This is a genomic window from Nocardia sp. NPDC004415 (assembly GCF_053602435.1).
In genome coordinates this window covers 144628-159592 of sequence record NZ_JBSGDP010000002.1, presented here as the reverse complement: position 1 = coordinate 159592, position 14965 = coordinate 144628, and the positions used below count along the sequence as shown (strand labels likewise).

At 70.0% G+C, this 14965-nt stretch carries 13 protein-coding genes; 9 read left to right on the top strand and 4 right to left on the bottom strand.

Features of this window, described 5'->3' with window-relative positions; translation table 11 throughout:
- Nucleotides 1-17: 17 nt before the first annotated feature.
- The 5 genes from cysT to ACWEMY_RS01860 all read left to right on the top strand — a co-directional run bounded on the left by cysT (nucleotide 18) and on the right by ACWEMY_RS01860 (nucleotide 5655).
- The gene (gene cysT, locus ACWEMY_RS01880; protein WP_452388503.1) at nucleotides 18-902 is read left to right on the top strand and encodes a sulfate ABC transporter permease subunit CysT; all 885 of its coding nucleotides are present in this window, start codon (nucleotides 18-20) and stop codon (nucleotides 900-902) included.
- Nucleotides 899-1705: a sulfate ABC transporter permease subunit CysW gene (gene cysW, locus ACWEMY_RS01875; RefSeq protein WP_452388464.1), complete on the top strand. Its 807-nt coding sequence runs from the start codon at nucleotides 899-901 to the stop codon at nucleotides 1703-1705. The genes cysT and cysW overlap by 4 nt, the downstream gene beginning before the upstream one ends.
- The gene (locus ACWEMY_RS01870; protein WP_375936338.1) at nucleotides 1702-2697 is read left to right on the top strand and encodes a sulfate/molybdate ABC transporter ATP-binding protein; all 996 of its coding nucleotides are present in this window, start codon (nucleotides 1702-1704) and stop codon (nucleotides 2695-2697) included. The genes cysW and ACWEMY_RS01870 overlap by 4 nt, the downstream gene beginning before the upstream one ends.
- A 341-nt stretch (nucleotides 2698-3038) precedes the next feature.
- On the top strand, nucleotides 3039-4055 hold the full coding sequence (locus ACWEMY_RS01865) for an AurF N-oxygenase family protein (RefSeq protein ID WP_452388463.1): 1017 nt from the start codon (nucleotides 3039-3041) through the stop codon (nucleotides 4053-4055).
- 13 nt (nucleotides 4056-4068) lie between these two features.
- On the top strand, nucleotides 4069-5655 hold the full coding sequence (locus ACWEMY_RS01860) for an FAD-dependent oxidoreductase (RefSeq protein WP_452388462.1): 1587 nt from the start codon (nucleotides 4069-4071) through the stop codon (nucleotides 5653-5655).
- Between the two features lie 63 nt (nucleotides 5656-5718).
- Here ACWEMY_RS01860 and ACWEMY_RS01855 read toward each other — a convergent pair whose 3' ends face one another.
- Entirely contained in the window at nucleotides 5719-6480 is a 762-nt protein-coding gene (locus ACWEMY_RS01855; RefSeq protein WP_452388461.1) for an SDR family NAD(P)-dependent oxidoreductase, read from the bottom strand.
- Between the two features lie 523 nt (nucleotides 6481-7003).
- On the opposite strand from ACWEMY_RS01855, the gene ACWEMY_RS01850 reads away from it, so the two are divergent.
- A complete protein-coding gene (locus tag ACWEMY_RS01850) occupies nucleotides 7004-9394 on the top strand; it encodes an Hsp70 family protein (RefSeq protein ID WP_452388460.1) in 2391 nt (796 codons plus the stop codon).
- A 355-nt stretch (nucleotides 9395-9749) separates the two neighbouring features.
- Nucleotides 9750-10547: an HAD family hydrolase gene (locus tag ACWEMY_RS01845; protein WP_452388459.1), complete on the top strand. Its 798-nt coding sequence runs from the start codon at nucleotides 9750-9752 to the stop codon at nucleotides 10545-10547.
- Here ACWEMY_RS01845 and ACWEMY_RS01840 read toward each other — a convergent pair.
- A complete protein-coding gene (locus ACWEMY_RS01840) occupies nucleotides 10544-10966 on the bottom strand; it encodes a VOC family protein (RefSeq protein ID WP_452388458.1) in 423 nt (140 codons plus the stop codon). The genes ACWEMY_RS01845 and ACWEMY_RS01840 overlap by 4 nt on opposite strands.
- 90 nt (nucleotides 10967-11056) lie before the next feature.
- Between ACWEMY_RS01840 and ACWEMY_RS01835 the strand changes: the two genes are divergently transcribed.
- Complete coding sequence (locus tag ACWEMY_RS01835) at nucleotides 11057-11995, top strand: helix-turn-helix transcriptional regulator (RefSeq protein ID WP_452388457.1); 939 nt, start codon at nucleotides 11057-11059, stop codon at nucleotides 11993-11995.
- A gap of 69 nt (nucleotides 11996-12064) precedes the next feature.
- On the opposite strand, the gene ACWEMY_RS01830 is transcribed toward ACWEMY_RS01835, so the two are convergent.
- Nucleotides 12065-12757, bottom strand: a complete 693-nt coding sequence (locus tag ACWEMY_RS01830; RefSeq protein ID WP_452388456.1) for an SGNH/GDSL hydrolase family protein — start codon at nucleotides 12755-12757, stop codon at nucleotides 12065-12067.
- Nucleotide 12758: 1 nt separating this feature from the next.
- Nucleotides 12759-14165, bottom strand: coding sequence for an MFS transporter (locus tag ACWEMY_RS01825; RefSeq protein WP_452388455.1), 1407 nt, complete (start codon nucleotides 14163-14165; stop codon nucleotides 12759-12761).
- Between the two features lie 102 nt (nucleotides 14166-14267).
- On the opposite strand from ACWEMY_RS01825, the gene ACWEMY_RS01820 reads away from it, so the two are divergent.
- Nucleotides 14268-14876, top strand: coding sequence for a TetR/AcrR family transcriptional regulator (locus ACWEMY_RS01820; RefSeq protein WP_452388454.1), 609 nt, complete (start codon nucleotides 14268-14270; stop codon nucleotides 14874-14876).
- The last annotated feature ends 89 nt before the right edge of the window (nucleotides 14877-14965 follow it).

Here is a 14965-nt window from a genome sequence, read left to right as displayed (position 1 = left end):
GCAGTGGGCACGCCGGGATCGAGGACACTCTCGATCCCGGCGATGCCACAGAACCCGAAAAACCGACCGCCGTCCCGCCGACGCGCCGCCGCCGGTCGTGGCTGCGGGTGACCGGCTCGGTGGGCCCGATCGGCATCGGCGTCGCCGTGCTGTGGCTCAGCGTCATCGTGCTGCTGCCGCTGGCGGCGCTGACCGTCAGCTCCTTCGAGGACGGCTGGTCCGGCTTCTGGGACGCGGTCACCGCGCCCGCGGCGCTGGACTCGCTGCGCATCACCATCACCGTCTCGGTGGTGGTCGCGATCGTCAACGTGGTGATGGGCACGCTCATCGCGTGGGTGCTGGTGCGTGACGAATTCCCCGGTAAGGGCATCGTCAACGCGCTGATCGACCTGCCCTTCGCGCTGCCGACCATCGTCGCCTCGATCGTGCTGCTCTCGCTCTACGGCCCGAACAGCCCGATCGACATCCATCTCAACGCCTCCCAGCCCGGCCTGATCGTCGCGCTGGCCTTCGTCACGCTGCCGTTCGTGGTGCGCTCGGTGCAGCCGGTGCTCATCGAGGTCGACCGGGAAGTGGAGCAGGCGGCGCTGTCGCTGGGCGCGAGCAACTGGGTCACCTTCCGCCGCATCGTGCTGCCCACGCTGACCCCGGCGATCATCTCCGGCGGCGGCCTGGCCTTCGCCCGCGCGATCGGCGAGTACGGCTCGGTGGTGCTCATCGGCGGCAACATCCCGCGCGAGACCCAGATGACCTCGCAGTACATCCAGCAGCAGATCGAGGTCGACCGGCCGATCAACGCCGCGGCGGTCTCGGTGGCGCTGCTGGTGATCTCCTTCGTGAGCCTGCTCGTGCTGCGCCTGCTGGCCGAGCGGACCGCGCGCAAGGAAGAGGCCGCCCGATGAAACTGTCGCTGTTGACCCGGCTCTCGCTGCGCACGATCGCACTGGGGTATCTGGGAATCCTGCTGGTGCTGCCGCTGGTGATCATCCTGCTGCGCACCTTCGAGAACGGGATCGGGGCGTTCATCGATCAGATCACCACGCCCGCGGCGATCTCGGCGTTCCAGCTGTCGATGATCATCGTGGCCATCGTGGTGCCGTTGAACGTGGTGTTCGGTGTGGTCACCGCGCTGGCCCTGGTGCGCAGCAAGTTCCCCGGGCGCAGTCTGTTGCAGGGCATCGTCGACCTGCCCTTCGCGGTATCGCCGGTGGTGGTCGGTGTCTCACTGATCCTGCTGTGGGGCGCCGGCGGCTGGTTCGGCGGTCTGGAGAACCTCGGGTTCAAGGTGATCTTCAGCCTGCCCGGCATGGTCATCGCGACCATCTTCGTCACGCTGCCGTTCGTGGTACGCGAGGTGGAACCGGTACTGCACGAGATCGGCGACGACCAGGAACAGGCCGCGGCCACCCTCGGCGCCTCCGGCTGGCAGACCTTCTGGCGCATCACCCTGCCCGCGATCCGCTGGGGCCTGACCTACGGCGTGGTGCTCACCGTGGCCCGCGCGCTCGGCGAGTTCGGCGCGGTGATCATGGTCTCGACCGCCATGCCGGGCAAGTCGCAGACGCTGACGCTGCTGGTACACGGGCGCTACATCGACGACCACAACACCTTCGGCGCCTACAGCGCGGCCACCCTGCTCATGGGTATGGCCCTGGTCGTACTCCTCCTGATGACTCTCCTCGAACGCAAGCGGGGCACCGAATGATCACCGTGACCAACGCGCGCAAGAACTACGGTTCCTTCGCCGCTCTCGACGATGTCAGCATCGACATCACCTCCGGCGAGCTCACCGCCCTGCTCGGCCCGTCCGGTTCCGGCAAGTCCACGCTGCTGCGCTCGATCGCGGGCCTGGAGTCGCTGGACTCGGGCATCGTGCGGATCGCGGGCAACGACGTCACCCATGTGGCGCCGCAGAAGCGCGACATCGGCTTCGTGTTCCAGCACTACGCGGCGTTCAAGCACATGACCGTGCGTGACAACGTCGCCTTCGGCCTGACCATCCGCAAGCGGCCGAAGAAGGAGATCGACAAGCGCGTCGACGAACTGCTCGGCATCGTCGGGCTCGACGGTTTCCAGCACCGCTACCCGGCGCAGCTGTCCGGCGGTCAGCGTCAGCGCATGGCGCTGGCCCGCGCGCTGGCGGTGGACCCGCAGGTGCTGCTGCTCGACGAGCCGTTCGGCGCGCTCGACGCCAAGGTGCGCACCGATCTGCGGACCTGGCTGCGCAGGCTGCACGAGGAGGTCCACGTGACCACCGTGCTGGTCACCCACGACCAGGAGGAAGCCCTCGACGTCGCCGACCGGATCGCGGTGATGAACAAGGGCCGCATCGAGCAGGTCGGCACCCCGGAGGACGTCTACGACCGGCCTGCCAACGAGTTCGTGATGTCGTTCCTCGGCGCGGTGGCCCGGCTCAACGGCCACCTGGTGCGTCCGCACGACATCCGCATCGGGCGTGACCCGAGCATGGCGATGGCCGAGCACGAGGGCACCGCGGAATCGGCCGGGGTCACCCGGGCCACCGTGGAGCGCATCGTGCGCCTGGGCTTCGAGGTGCGCCTGGAGCTGCGCAACGCGGCCACCGGTGACCAGTTCGCCGCCCAGGTGACCCGCGGCGATGCTGCGGCGTTGCGGCTGACCGAGGGCGAGACGGTCTACGCCCGCGCCACCCGGATCCCGGATCTGCCGCAGAGCTGATCCACCCGACCGCCGCCCAGAGGCCCCGCCGACATCGCGTCGCGGGGCCTCTGTCGTGTCCGCGACCCGGTCGGCGCGGAATCGGCGCAGGTTAACCGGTACCGGCGGTCCATTTCCCGGTGCGACGCGCTCGGCCGGAAGCAATTTTCGCCGTCTCGCCCCGCATTGCGCACGACTGTGCATGACGCAGTGTCACAGGTAGAAGCATTTTTACTGGTGAGTAGCTTTTTCGGGGGCGGTTTCGACGCGCCGAAGGCACCGATTCGAGACGTCGGCAGAGTTGACGTGACTCCTCGTAGGTGTAACTATTGGAAACAGTAAACGTCCCTTGAGGAGAGGCAGTGACGACGATGTCTGCGCCCACCACCCCTGACGTCGATCCCGTAGTCGCGGAGGCTCAGGCGTACGCCGAGAAGTTGCTGATGCTGTCCGAGGCATCGGTCGACCGCCACTTCGACCCGTTCGAGGACATCGACTGGGACAACCCCGAGTTCGACCCTGATTACAAGCCCGAGCGCTGGATCCTGGTCACCTCGGCCGATCCCATCGGCCGCCACCCGTGGTACCAGTCGCTGCCGCAGGACGTGAAGATCGAGATCGGCAAGGTCCGCCAGGCCAACGTGGCCAAGGTCGGCCTGCAGTTCGAGGCCATCCTGATCATCGGCATGATGCAGCACATCTTCAATCTGAAGAACAACGACCCGGAATTCCGGTACTGCTCGCACGAGATGATCGAAGAGCACAACCACACCCTGATGTTCCAGGAGATGGTCAACCGGGTCGCCGACGTGCCGGGCATGAACCCGCTCGTGCGTCAGCTGCGCCACCTGGCCGCCCCGGTCGGCGCGCTGATGCCGAACCTGTTCTTCATGGCCGTGCTCGCCGGCGAGGAGCCGATCGACCACATCCAGAAGGACATCCTGCGCTCGGGTGACGACATCCACCCGATCATGCGCGGTGTGATGGCGATCCACGTGGCCGAGGAAGCCCGCCACATCTCCTTCGCGCACGAGTTCCTGAAGAAGAACGTGCCCGCTCAGCGGCCGTTCAACAAGTTCGTGCTCTCGATCGCGATGCCGACGATCATGTTCATCCTCGGACGCGCCATCGCGACGCCGCCGAAGTCCTTCTTCAAGCAGTTCGACATGCCCGCCGAGGTGCGCAAGGAGCTGTTCTACGGCTCCAAGGAGGCCAAGCAGGTCTTCGCCGACTACTTCATCGACGTGCGCGCGCTCGCCGATGAGGTCGGCCTGATGAACCCGGTCGCCAAGCGGGTCTGGAAGCTGCTGGGCATCGACGGTCCGTCGAGCCGGTACCGCTCGGAGCCCAAGCGCTCTGTCAAGCACGCAGTGGCCTGAGGCTCGGTCACCCATGCCTTATGTCGTCACGCAGTCGTGCTGTAGCGACGCCTCGTGCGTTTACGCCTGCCCGGTCAACTGCATCCACCCGACGCCGGACGAGCCGGACTTCCTGACCGCGGAGATGCTCTACGTCGATCCGGCGGCGTGTGTGGACTGTGGCGCCTGCGCCACGGCCTGCCCCGTCGACGCGATCACCTCGTCGAAGAAGCTGACCCACGAGCAGAAGCCGTTCATCGAGATCAACGCGGATTTCTACCGCGTGCAGCGGGACCGGCCGACGCTGGCCCGCCCGGTGATGCCGCCCGCCATCGACACCCGGCGCGCGGCGCTGCGGGTCGCGGTGGTCGGCTCCGGCCCGTCGGCGATGTACGCCGCCGACGAGCTGCTCACCCAGGCCGGCGTCTCGGTCACCATGTTCGACCGGTTGCCGCAGGCCTACGGCCTGGCCCGGCTCGGGGTCGCGCCGGATCACAAGCGCACCCGCAAGGTCGCCGACCTGTTCGACATCATGTCCGGGCAGGACGATTTCTCGACCTATCTCGACGTGGAGATCGGCAAGCACATCACCCACGCCGAGCTGCTCGAGCACTTCCACGGCGTGATCTACGCGGTGGGCGCGTCCGCGGACCGCAAGCTGGGCATCCCGGGTGAGGGCCTGCCGGGCAACGTCTCCGCCACCGACTTCGTCGCCTGGTACAACGGCCATCCCGACCACGCCGACGACGAGTTCGACCTGGATCAGAAGCGAGTGGTGATCGTCGGCAACGGCAATGTCGCTCTCGACGTGGCCCGCATCCTCACCGTCGATCCGGCCACCCTGGCCAACACCGACATCGCGCCCTACGCGCTGAAGGCGTTGCGTGAGAGCAAGGTCGAGGAGGTCGTGATCCTGGGCCGTCGTGGCCCGGCCGAGTCGGCGTTCACGGTGCCCGAGTTCGTCGGCCTGCTGGCCGCCGACATCGACATCGCGATCGACGGCGAGCTGCCCGAGGTCACCGCGGATCTGCCGTACAAGGTCGAGCAGAAGCTGCGCCTGCTGCACAGCGTCGCGCAGCGGCCGTTCGGTGAGCGTCGGCGCATCGTGTTCCGTTACCTGTCCTCGCCGGTGGAGATCGTCGGCACCGACACGGTGACCGGTGTGCGGGTCGAGCGCAACGAGCTGGTCGCCGACGAGTCGGGCCGCACCAGTGCCGTGCCGACCGGTGAGATCGATCTGCTCGAGGCGGGCGTGGTGCTCACCTCGGTCGGCTACCGCGGCGTGCCGACCAAGGATCTGCCCTTCGACGACGCGCGCGGTGTCATCCCGAACGCGCAGGGCCGCGTCCTGTCCGCCCCCGGCGGCGAGGTGGTGCCCGGCACGTACGTGACCGGCTGGATCAAGCGTGGTCCCACCGGTTTCATCGGCACCAACAAGTCCTGCGCGCAGGAGACCGTGCAGCAGCTGGCCGCGGACTTCAACGCGGGCACACTGCGCGAGCCGGTCCGCGACGCGCAGGAGTTCGACCGACTGGTACGCGCCCGCCGACCCCAGGCGCGCGCCGGTGGAGCCGCGGCCCCGCGCACGAGTTCGCTCAAGCGCCTGCTCGCCCGCGGCTGACGTTCACGACCGAGGCCCGCCACGTCCACTGGGACGACGTGGCGGGCCTTCGTCGTGCGCGGGTCACTGCGCGGTGAACCCACCGTCCACCGCGACCGCCGCGCCGGTGACGAACGAGGCCTCGTCGCTGAGCAGGAACGCGCACAGTGCCGCGATCTCCGCGGGCTGCGCGATCCGTCCGAGCGGGTGCAGCGCCGCCACGGCGGCCGCGCCCTCGTCGGTGGCGCCCATCGAGGACCGGAAGGCCGGGGTGTCGACCGCCCCCGAGATCAGCGCGTTCACCCGAACCCCCGCCGCCGCGGTCTCCAGCGCCACCGACCTGGTCAGCCCGACCACGCCGTGCTTGGCCGCCACATACGGCGCCACCGAGGCCATCCCGACGACGCCGAGGTTCGAGGCGTTGTTGAGGATCACGCCACCGCCGGAGGCGATGATCGCAGGCACTTGATGCCGCATCCCGTGGAACACACCGGTCAGGCTCAGATCCAGTTCGCGCCGCCAGCCGTCGTCATCGATCTCGGCGATCGAGCCCGACGCGGTGAGAGCCCCGGCGTTGTTGAAGGCGGCGTCGAGCCTGCCGTACTCGGTCAGCGCGGCCTGGGTGAGCCGGGCGACATCGGCGTCGACGGTGACGTCGGTCGGGACGAACAGCGCCCGTCCACCCGCCTGCCGGATCTCCTCGGCGACCCGCTCGCCCTGATCCTTGCCGCGCGATCCCAGCACCACGGCCGCGCCCTCGGCGGCGATGCGCAGTGCCAACGCCCGGCCGATGCCGGACCCGGCCCCGGTGACGATCACGACCTGGTCTGCGAAACGAGTGGACATTCGTATTCCCTTCTATGCCTCTGTGTCCGGGGGCCCGCTCGGGACCTCCGTGCTTCGAGTCAACGGGTGTCGGGGGTGGCGTGCTGGCGGGTATCCGTCGTGGCATTGACGTGTCATGGGAAAGCGGCGTGTACTACTCGCCACGGCTTCGCAATTCGGCGGCGATGAAATCCTGTCGCCATCAAATGAATTGATTACCGGTCGGTAAGTGCATTCGAATTCGGTCGAAACAAACCCGGGGATTGTATTTCGGCGACGCGTCAGTTGATTACTCGCGAGTAGCTGAATCTCGGAGTCTGTCAGGCGATTCCATCGCGTCGAGGGGACTGGACGGTCGTCCGCATGCCTGCTCACCTGCATTGATCCGCTAACTAGGGTCTAAAGTCCCGTCTTTCGTATCAATCGCGCAGCAATTCGGTCATGGCGCAGCTAATCTGTGCGAGCTGTTTGGAAGACGACCGCGGCCACATGGTGCGCTCGCGTGCTGGACGTGGTCACGGTGCGTTGACGGGATAGCAAATACATGACCAGAGGTCTGGGCTTGAGTATCGGTGCGGTCAATGCGATCTCGGCGGTGGTCGCCGAAGATGCGGCCAAACCCGCGGTGCGAACACGGCGCACCGCACTCACTTTCGACGACGCGGGCAGGCCCCGCATCGGCGCGATCAACGACTTCGCCTCGGCGATCACCGATTTCGCCGACCTGAGCCGTGATCCGGAGCCGATGGTGATCGGCGGACGCTTCTACTCGGCGACCAACCTGATCGCCGCGGTGGTCACCGGGCTCATCGAGCTGGCCGATCCGGCGGCGGGCATCGTGCTCACCTATCCGGCGGTGTACACCGACAAACAGGTGTCGCTGCTCGGCCAGGCGCTACACCTGGCGGGGGCGGGCCAGGTGCTGCTCGTGCCCGAGCCGGTGGCCGCGGCCGAATGGCTCGAGGTCGAGAACGGGCCGCTGGAACCGGGATTCGTGCTCGTCTACGATCTCGGCGCCACCAGCCTGGACCTCACGGTGCTGCGCGTCGGGCCGGACTGGCCGCATCATCCGATGGTGGGTGCGCCGGTGCGCTCCACCGACTTCGGCGGAAAGCCGCTGGGGGAGATGATCGCTCGCTACGCGGGTGAACCGCGCGGCGGCAGGCACGCCCAGACGCTCACCTCGATGGTGAACATCGACGCGTTGCGCGGTGAGCACATTCGCGACACCTTCCCTCTGGTCAGCAAGACCGTAGCGGGCGCGGGCCTGCGCCTGGCGGATCTGTCGCGGATCCTGGTCGTCGGTGGTGCCACCCGGGCACCCGAAGTCGCGGGCACCCTGGCCGAACTCGGCGTTCCGCTGGTCACCGTGGCCGATCCGGCGCAGGTCATCGCCTCGGGCGCCGCCGCCCTGGCCGCCCGGACCTTCGCGCCCGAACAACCGAACACCGGCGCCGGACCGCACGTGGCCGTGTTCTCCAGCGCCGCCGTGGTTTCCGCGCTGGCCATGTCGGCGATGACGGTGTTCGGCAGCCCCTTCGACCCGGGCCTGACCCCGGTACTCGACCGTTTCCCCGCACTCGGCGCCCCCGCCGAGGCGCTGCTCTACGACATGAGTGCGGACCTCGTCGCCGCCCGCACCTCCGGCTTGCTCGGCGCGATCGACCCGGCCACCGGCCGCGTCGGCGTCGCCGGGGCGACCGTGGCCGCCCGCACCGCCTACGAGATGTTCCTCGGCGCGGGCGAAACGCCCGGCAAGACGGTCGCCGGCGGCGAGCGCGGCAACTCCGGCCACCAGGACGCGAGCAACGAATGCCGCTCACCCCTGCTGGCCCGCACCACCTACGGCGACCCCGCGCGCTTCATCAACCCGCTGCCGTTCGCGGATCGCACGGCCCCCAAGCCCGGCACCAAGCCCGGCACCAAGCCCGGCACCCCATCGGAACCCGGCCCGATCTCCGGCCCCGGTCCGATCACGGGCCCGGGCACCCCGTCGATCCCCGGCACGCCGACCGGCCCCGGCTCCTCGACCCCCGGCACTCCCTCCGACGGCCCGTCGACTCCCGGCAGCGGCCTGCCCGGTGACATCGGCACCTCACACCCCGGAACCTCGCCGGGCACAGGGCCTTCCGATCCCGGCCACACTTCTCCCGGTGGAACCGGGGATGGTTCCACCGGGGGAGGCTCGACCGGTGGTGGTGCTTCGACGGGTGGCGCGGGGTCGTCCCCGGGCGGCGCGTCCGGTGGGGGAGCAGGTGACGGCGGTGCGTCCGGCGGCTCGACTCCCAGCGGTGGCGGGTCCGACGGTGGATCAGCCGGCGGGGGAGGCGCGTCCGGCGGCGACGGCTCCGGCGGTGCGTCGGGTGGTGCCGGTGGAGCCTCGGGCGGCGGCGCCTCCGGTGGTGGGGCGTCCGGCGGGAACGGTGGAGGGGGTGCTTCGGGTGGTGGCGCGTCCGGCGGAGGCGGCGACTCCTCTGGAGGTGGCGGTGCCTCGGGCGGCGGTGGGGGTGCCTCGGGCGGTGGTGGCGGTGCCTCGGGCGGTGGCGGAGGCGGCGATTCCTCCGGTGGCGGGGGTGCCTCGGGTGGCGGTGCGTCTGGAGGTGGCGGCGCCTCAGGTGGTGGCAACGGCGCGTCCGGCGGTGGTGCTTCGGGTGGTGGCAACACCGCGGGTGGTGGCGGTGCGTCGGGTGGCAACACCTCGGGCGGTGGCGGTGCGTCCGGCGGGGGCGCTTCGGGTGGTGGCGCATCCAGCGGCGCCTCGGACAGCTCCTCCGGCGGATCCTCGAAGGGTGGCCCGTCCGCCGGCGGCGGAGCATCATCCAGCGGCTCGAAGGGCGGCGCTTCCTCCGGCGGCTCGAAGGGTGGCGGCGTAGGCGGTGGTGGAGGCGCAGGTGGTGGAGGCGGCGGCGGTGGTGGCGGCGGTTCTCGCCGCTGACCCGCTGCGGCCCCACCACGCGATTCGGCCCCGAACTTGGCCTGCCCGCAATCCAGTTGGATGTGCAGCTGAACTGCCGGGCGCTGCCGGGTTGGGCCTGCGGTCGAAGTGCCGGGCGCAACCGAGTTGAGCCTGCGGCCGACCCGCAGGGCACGCCACGGCTGCTGTCCCCGAGGGCTCACCGTCGACTCGAGGATGGGCGGCCACCGAGATCGGTCGACGGGATGCCGATGGGAACGTCGCTGCGGACCACACCCAGCGGTGCGGTCGAAACCGGTTGGGGTGGGGTGGGAGTGGGCTGGTCGAAGGGTTGAAAGGGAAGGTATGTGTCGGTGGGGGCGGGCACAATGGGGTGGTGGCTGAACGTGGGGGAGCGCCGAAGCTGATCGCGCTCGATGTGGATGGGACTCTGCTGGATTCGGGGTTCGCGGTGCGCGAGCGCGTGATCGCGGCGGTGCGGGCGGCGGTGGCGGCGGGGGCACACGTGGTGGTGACCACCGGACGCACGGTGCTCACCACCCGTCCGGTGCTGCGCGAACTCGGGCTCACCGAGGGACATGCGTTGTGCTCCAACGGAGCCGTGCACGTCGATGTTGCCGGGGGCCATCCGGTGGCGGTGCAATCGTTCGATCCCGCGCCCGCGGTTCTCGCGCTGCTCGCGTTGTTCCCGGAGATGGTCTTCGCGGCCGAGCGGGTCGGGGTGGGCACCTGGGCGACGGGGCAGGGTCCGGGGGAGTTCTCGATCGGTGAGTTCCAGCTCGTCGACCACCGGATGCTGAGCAGCGAACCGACACCCCGGCTCAACGGCTGGTGGCCCGCCGGTTCGGTGGAGGACATGCTGGGCAGGCTCGCGAGCCTGGAGGTGCCCGACGCGTCCTGGGTGCACGGCGAATACGGTCCGTGGCTCACCGTGTCGCGGCGCGGGGTGTCCAAAGGCTGGGCGCTGGAACGGCTCCGGCGCACCCTCGGCGTGGCCCCGGACGCGACGCTCGCGATCGGCGACGGCTTCAACGATCGCGAGATGCTGCGCTGGGCAGCGCATTCGGTGGCGATGGCCGGATCACCCGATGCCGTGCTCGCCCTGGCCGACGAGGTGACCGGCGGTGTCGCCGAGGACGGTGTCGCCACCGTCCTCGAACGCTGGTTCGGCTAACCGCGCTCGCCGGTCGCGGCGGCAGCCGTCATCGCGACGAAGTGCGGGTTGGTCATGATCCCGAGGACATTGCCGAACGGGTCGATCACCGCCGCGGTCGCGAATCCGGCGCCGTCACCGCGCTGAGTGATCGGCTCGTATTCGGTCGCGCCGAGGTCGAGCAGCCGGGCGAAGGTGGCCGCCAGATCGTCGACGTGCCAGAACACCACGCCGCCGCCACCGGGTGCGTGGTGCGCGCCCGCCGGGGCGTAGGCGCGGTTGATGAGGCCCAGCTCGGCCTGCATCGGGCCCACCCGGAACTCGTAGTAGCCGCCCGGCACCTCGTAGTACGGGGCGAGGCCGAGAAACTCGGTGTACCAGTCCTTGGCGGCGGCGAGATCGTCGGCGTAGTAGGTGGTGGTGGCCATTCCGCGCAGCATCGGGGCTCCTCGGTAGTCGATGTGATGCGAACCAGATTGCCAGGCAAAGTGCTCACCGAATGATCACTTTTCCCGGCAGAATCTCCGAGTATGCGAGCGGACAGATTGGTGGCCACCCTGCTGTTGATGCAGGCGCGCGGCCGGGTGACGGCGGCCGAGATCGCCACCGAACTGGAGGTGTCGGTGGCCACCGCCCGCCGCGATCTCGAGGCTCTGTCGGCGGCGGGCATCCCGGTGTATCCGCAGGCGGGTCGCGGTGGAGGCTGGTCACTGATCGGCGGCGCCCGCACCGACCTGTCCGGACTGACGGCGGGCGAGACCCGGGCCCTGTTCCTGCTGGCGGGCCCGGCCGCCGAGGCCGCCCCGGAGCTGAAATCGGCGCTGCGCAAACTCGTCCGCGCCCTCCCACAGACCTTCCGCGCCGACGCCGCGGCGGCCGCCGACGCGGTCGTCGTGGACCCCGCCCGCTGGGGCCGCCCCGATGCCGCCCGGCCACCGACGCTGCCCGACCTCGAACGCGCGGTGGTGGCCCGGCGCCGGGTGCGCATCGACTACGAACGCGCCGGTACCCGCACCACTCGCACCGTCGATCCGTGGGGCCTGGTGGACAAGGACACGCGCTGGTACCTGATCGCCGGTACCGATCGCGGCAGCCGGACCTTCCGTCTCGACCGTATCGGCACCGTCGAAGTCCTGGACGAAACCTTCGACCGTCCCGCCGATTTCGACCTCCGCGCGGCGTGGTCGGGCATCGTCACCCGCATGGAGCAACGGCGTTCGGCGGCCACCGCCACCGTGCTCGTCTCCGCCGCGCTGGCCCCGATCCTGGCCGACCAGCAGGGCCGCCACTGCACCCTGCTCGGCCCCGCCGCCGACGGCCGGGTCCGCGCCTACATCACCGCCGACACCCCGAAGATGGTCGCCCGTCAGCTCGCGGGCTGGGGCGCCGATGTCGAGGTGATCGATCCACCGGAGATCAGGGCCGAGCTCGTCGCCCTCGGCCGGGAGCTGGTCGAGGGAAACGGCTGAGCCCTCGTGACCGGGGCAACCGCTACGAGAAGCCCTGTACCCCGGCCACATCCGCGGTGCGAACCGCGGTCAGCCGCGTTCGAGCCGGGCGGCCAGTGCCCGGACGACCTCGCTCGCCACCACCGCGTGCCCGCTGGTCGTGAAGTGGATGAGATCGGCGCTCATCAGCTCGGGCCGCAGCCGCACCGGATGGTCCCAGAACTCGGTGAGCACGGCATCGAATTCCGCTGCCACCGCGCGGATCACGGCGTTCATCTGGGCCATGCGCGGGCGCATCGCACGCATCGGCGCCATGCGTTCGATGGTCCACACATCGGCCACCGTGAAGGTCGACAGCTGGGCACCGGTGTCGGCCAGGGTCGCGAAGATCGCGGAGAGGTTGTCCCGCAACCGGTTCGGATCGCCGCCCGCCTCGAACAGATCGTTGCCACCGCAGCTGATATGCACGAGGTCCGGTGTGAACTCCAGGATCTCGGGTAGTTGATGCCGCCGCACCTGCGCACTGGTGGCACCGACCCGTCCGGTATTGCGGTAGACGAGTGCGGGATTCACCGCCGACAGGGTGGCGGCGACCCGGTCGGCCCAGCCGCCGGGCGCATACCCGGGGCTGGAGTCGCCGGTGCCCGCGGCGATGGAGTCGCCCAGCACGGCGAACCGCTGCCAGGGCGCGTCACGGAGTGCGGCGATCGCACGGTCCGGGGCGAGCAGCAGTGGGTCGTCGGCTTCGGTGAAGGGGCTCGACAGTGGTGTGGTGGAAGACATTTCAGGACTCCTGGATTCGGCCGCCGGTCAGCGACGGCAGGGCGAGCAGCAGGGCGACGGCGATGCCGATCGCCGCGCACAGGGCGAAGAGACTGTGGAAGGCGCGCAGGGTGTCGTCGGGGATCGCGGTGAAGACCGCGGCGAGCACGGCGATGCCGAGGGCGCCGCCCACCTGCCGCGAGGTCACGTTCATCCCGATCCCGACCGCGAACTGGTGCGGGGGCAGCGCGCTCGCCGCCGCGGTGCCGAGCACGGTGACCACGATGCCGATCCCGCCGCCACCGAGCAGCCCGGCGGGCACCCAGGCCGACCACAGAGCCGGATCGGGACCGAACGCGTCGGTGCTCATCCAGACCAGCGCGGCCGTGTACAGCAGCGCGCCCACCACTCCGGACCAGCGCCGTCCCCGGGCGCTGGTGACCCGGCCGACGAGCACCGAGGTCACCATCGACGCCGCCGCGCCCACGGTGAGCGCCGCCGCCGATTCGAGCACCGAGTAGCCCCAGAGCGCGTCCAGGAACATCGGCCCGGCCAGCAGCCAGGCGAACATCGACGCGGTGAACAGGAACGACCCGGCATTGGCGAGCGCGAATTGTCTGCTGCGCCACAGCCCGACGGCCACCGCGGGCTCGGGATGACGCCGTGAGCGCAGCAGCGCGAATGCCACGAGCGCGGTGCCGCCCAGCAGCGCGGCGAGGGTCCCGGGTGCCGTCCACCCCCAGCTCTGCCCCTCGGTGACCGCCGCGACGACGGCACCGAGACCCAGCGCCACCGCGAGTGTGCCCACCGGGTCGGGCAGCGCGCTCGTGCGGCGCTCGTCCTTGCCGGGCAGGCGCAGTCCGGGCACGATCAGCGCCAGCGCCACCGGCACATTCACCAGGAACACCGCCCGCCAGCCCAGACTCTCGACCAGCGCGCCGCCGACGGCGGGCCCGACCACCGCGGCGAACCCACCCGCGGCTGTCCACACCGCGATGGCGCTGCCGATCTTGTCCCTCGGCGTCGCCGCGAGTACGAGCGCCAGCGCGGCGGGGACCATGAACGCCGCCGTCATGCCTTGCAGCACGCGCCCGGCGATGAGCCAGCCCGCGCCCGGCGCGAGCCCGCACAGCAGCGAGGTGAGGGCGAAACCCGCCAGTGCCAGCGCGAACAACTTGCGCCTGCCGAGCACGTCGGCGAGCCTGCCCGCCGGGGTGAGCAGCGCGGCGAAGGCGACGGCGTAACCACTGACGATCCAGGTCAGCGTGCTGGTCGCGGTGCCGGGGTAGGAGGTGGCGATGGACGGGAACGCGATATTCACCACCGACAGATCGAGAAAGGCGATGAACGCGGCACCCGCGGCGACGGCCAGGGTGCGGCGCGCGGCGGTGTCCGGTGGTGGGAGGGGCCGAGCGGAGACGTCGGTCATGGAGAAGTTCCTTCGCGGGAGAAATAAGAACGTACGATCGTTCGTAAATAAAAGTACGACCGATCGTGCATTCAGGCAAGAGGCGGTGGAACAATGGAGTCCATGACCCAGCTGACCGAGCCCGGCGACCAGCGACTGGCCAAGGGCGCGCGTGCCAGGGCGAGCATCGCCCGTCGCGCCGCCGAACTCGCCTCCGTCGAGGGCCTCGACGGCATCAGCATCGGCATGCTCGCCACCGACCTCGGCATCAGCAAGAGCGGCATCGCGACCCTGTTCGGCACGAAGGAAGCACTCCAGCTCGCTGCCGTACGGGCCGCCCGCGACGTGTTCGTCGAGCGGGTGATCGCCCCGAGCCTGCGCGAACCCGCCGGCCTCGGCCGCATCCGCACCCTCATCGAGCGCTGGTTCGCCCACATCGAGAACCCGCCCTTCCCCGGCGGCTGCTTCCGCGTCGCCACCCTGGCCGAGTTCAGCAGCAAACAGGGCGCGGTCCGCGACGCCGTGGTCGCCGACCGCGACGAATGGCTGGCCCTGCTGACCACCGAGGTCGGCAAGGCTCAGGATCTCGGCGACTTCCCCGGCGCCGACCCCGGACAGTTGGTCTTCGAACTCGACGCGGTGGTGAGCGCCGCCAATATCGCCCGGCAGGTGGGTGATTCGGCCCGCGTCGAAGCGGCGCGCGTGATCGCCGGTCGGCTGCTCGCGGGGTGAGGAGACGACGACGGCGCCGCAACCCGTGGGTTACGGCGCCGGTCGGCGTGTCGGTCGCGGCCCGGGGTGCGAGTTGTTCGCTGTCGGAC

Coding starts and splice junctions, on each gene's coding strand:
- ACWEMY_RS01855 (WP_452388461.1), bottom strand. CDS start 6,480: ATGTCCACTCGTTTCGCAGACCAGGTCGTGATCGTCACCGGGGCCGGG.
- ACWEMY_RS01850 (WP_452388460.1), top strand. CDS start 7,004: ATGACCAGAGGTCTGGGCTTGAGTATCGGTGCGGTCAATGCGATCTCG.
- ACWEMY_RS01820 (WP_452388454.1), top strand. CDS start 14,268: ATGACCCAGCTGACCGAGCCCGGCGACCAGCGACTGGCCAAGGGCGCG.
- ACWEMY_RS01835 (WP_452388457.1), top strand. CDS start 11,057: ATGCGAGCGGACAGATTGGTGGCCACCCTGCTGTTGATGCAGGCGCGC.
- ACWEMY_RS01860 (WP_452388462.1), top strand. CDS start 4,069: ATGCCTTATGTCGTCACGCAGTCGTGCTGTAGCGACGCCTCGTGCGTT.
- ACWEMY_RS01840 (WP_452388458.1), bottom strand. CDS start 10,966: ATGCTGCGCGGAATGGCCACCACCACCTACTACGCCGACGATCTCGCC.
- cysW (WP_452388464.1), top strand. CDS start 899: ATGAAACTGTCGCTGTTGACCCGGCTCTCGCTGCGCACGATCGCACTG.
- ACWEMY_RS01830 (WP_452388456.1), bottom strand. CDS start 12,757: ATGTCTTCCACCACACCACTGTCGAGCCCCTTCACCGAAGCCGACGAC.
- ACWEMY_RS01825 (WP_452388455.1), bottom strand. CDS start 14,165: ATGACCGACGTCTCCGCTCGGCCCCTCCCACCACCGGACACCGCCGCG.
- ACWEMY_RS01870 (WP_375936338.1), top strand. CDS start 1,702: ATGATCACCGTGACCAACGCGCGCAAGAACTACGGTTCCTTCGCCGCT.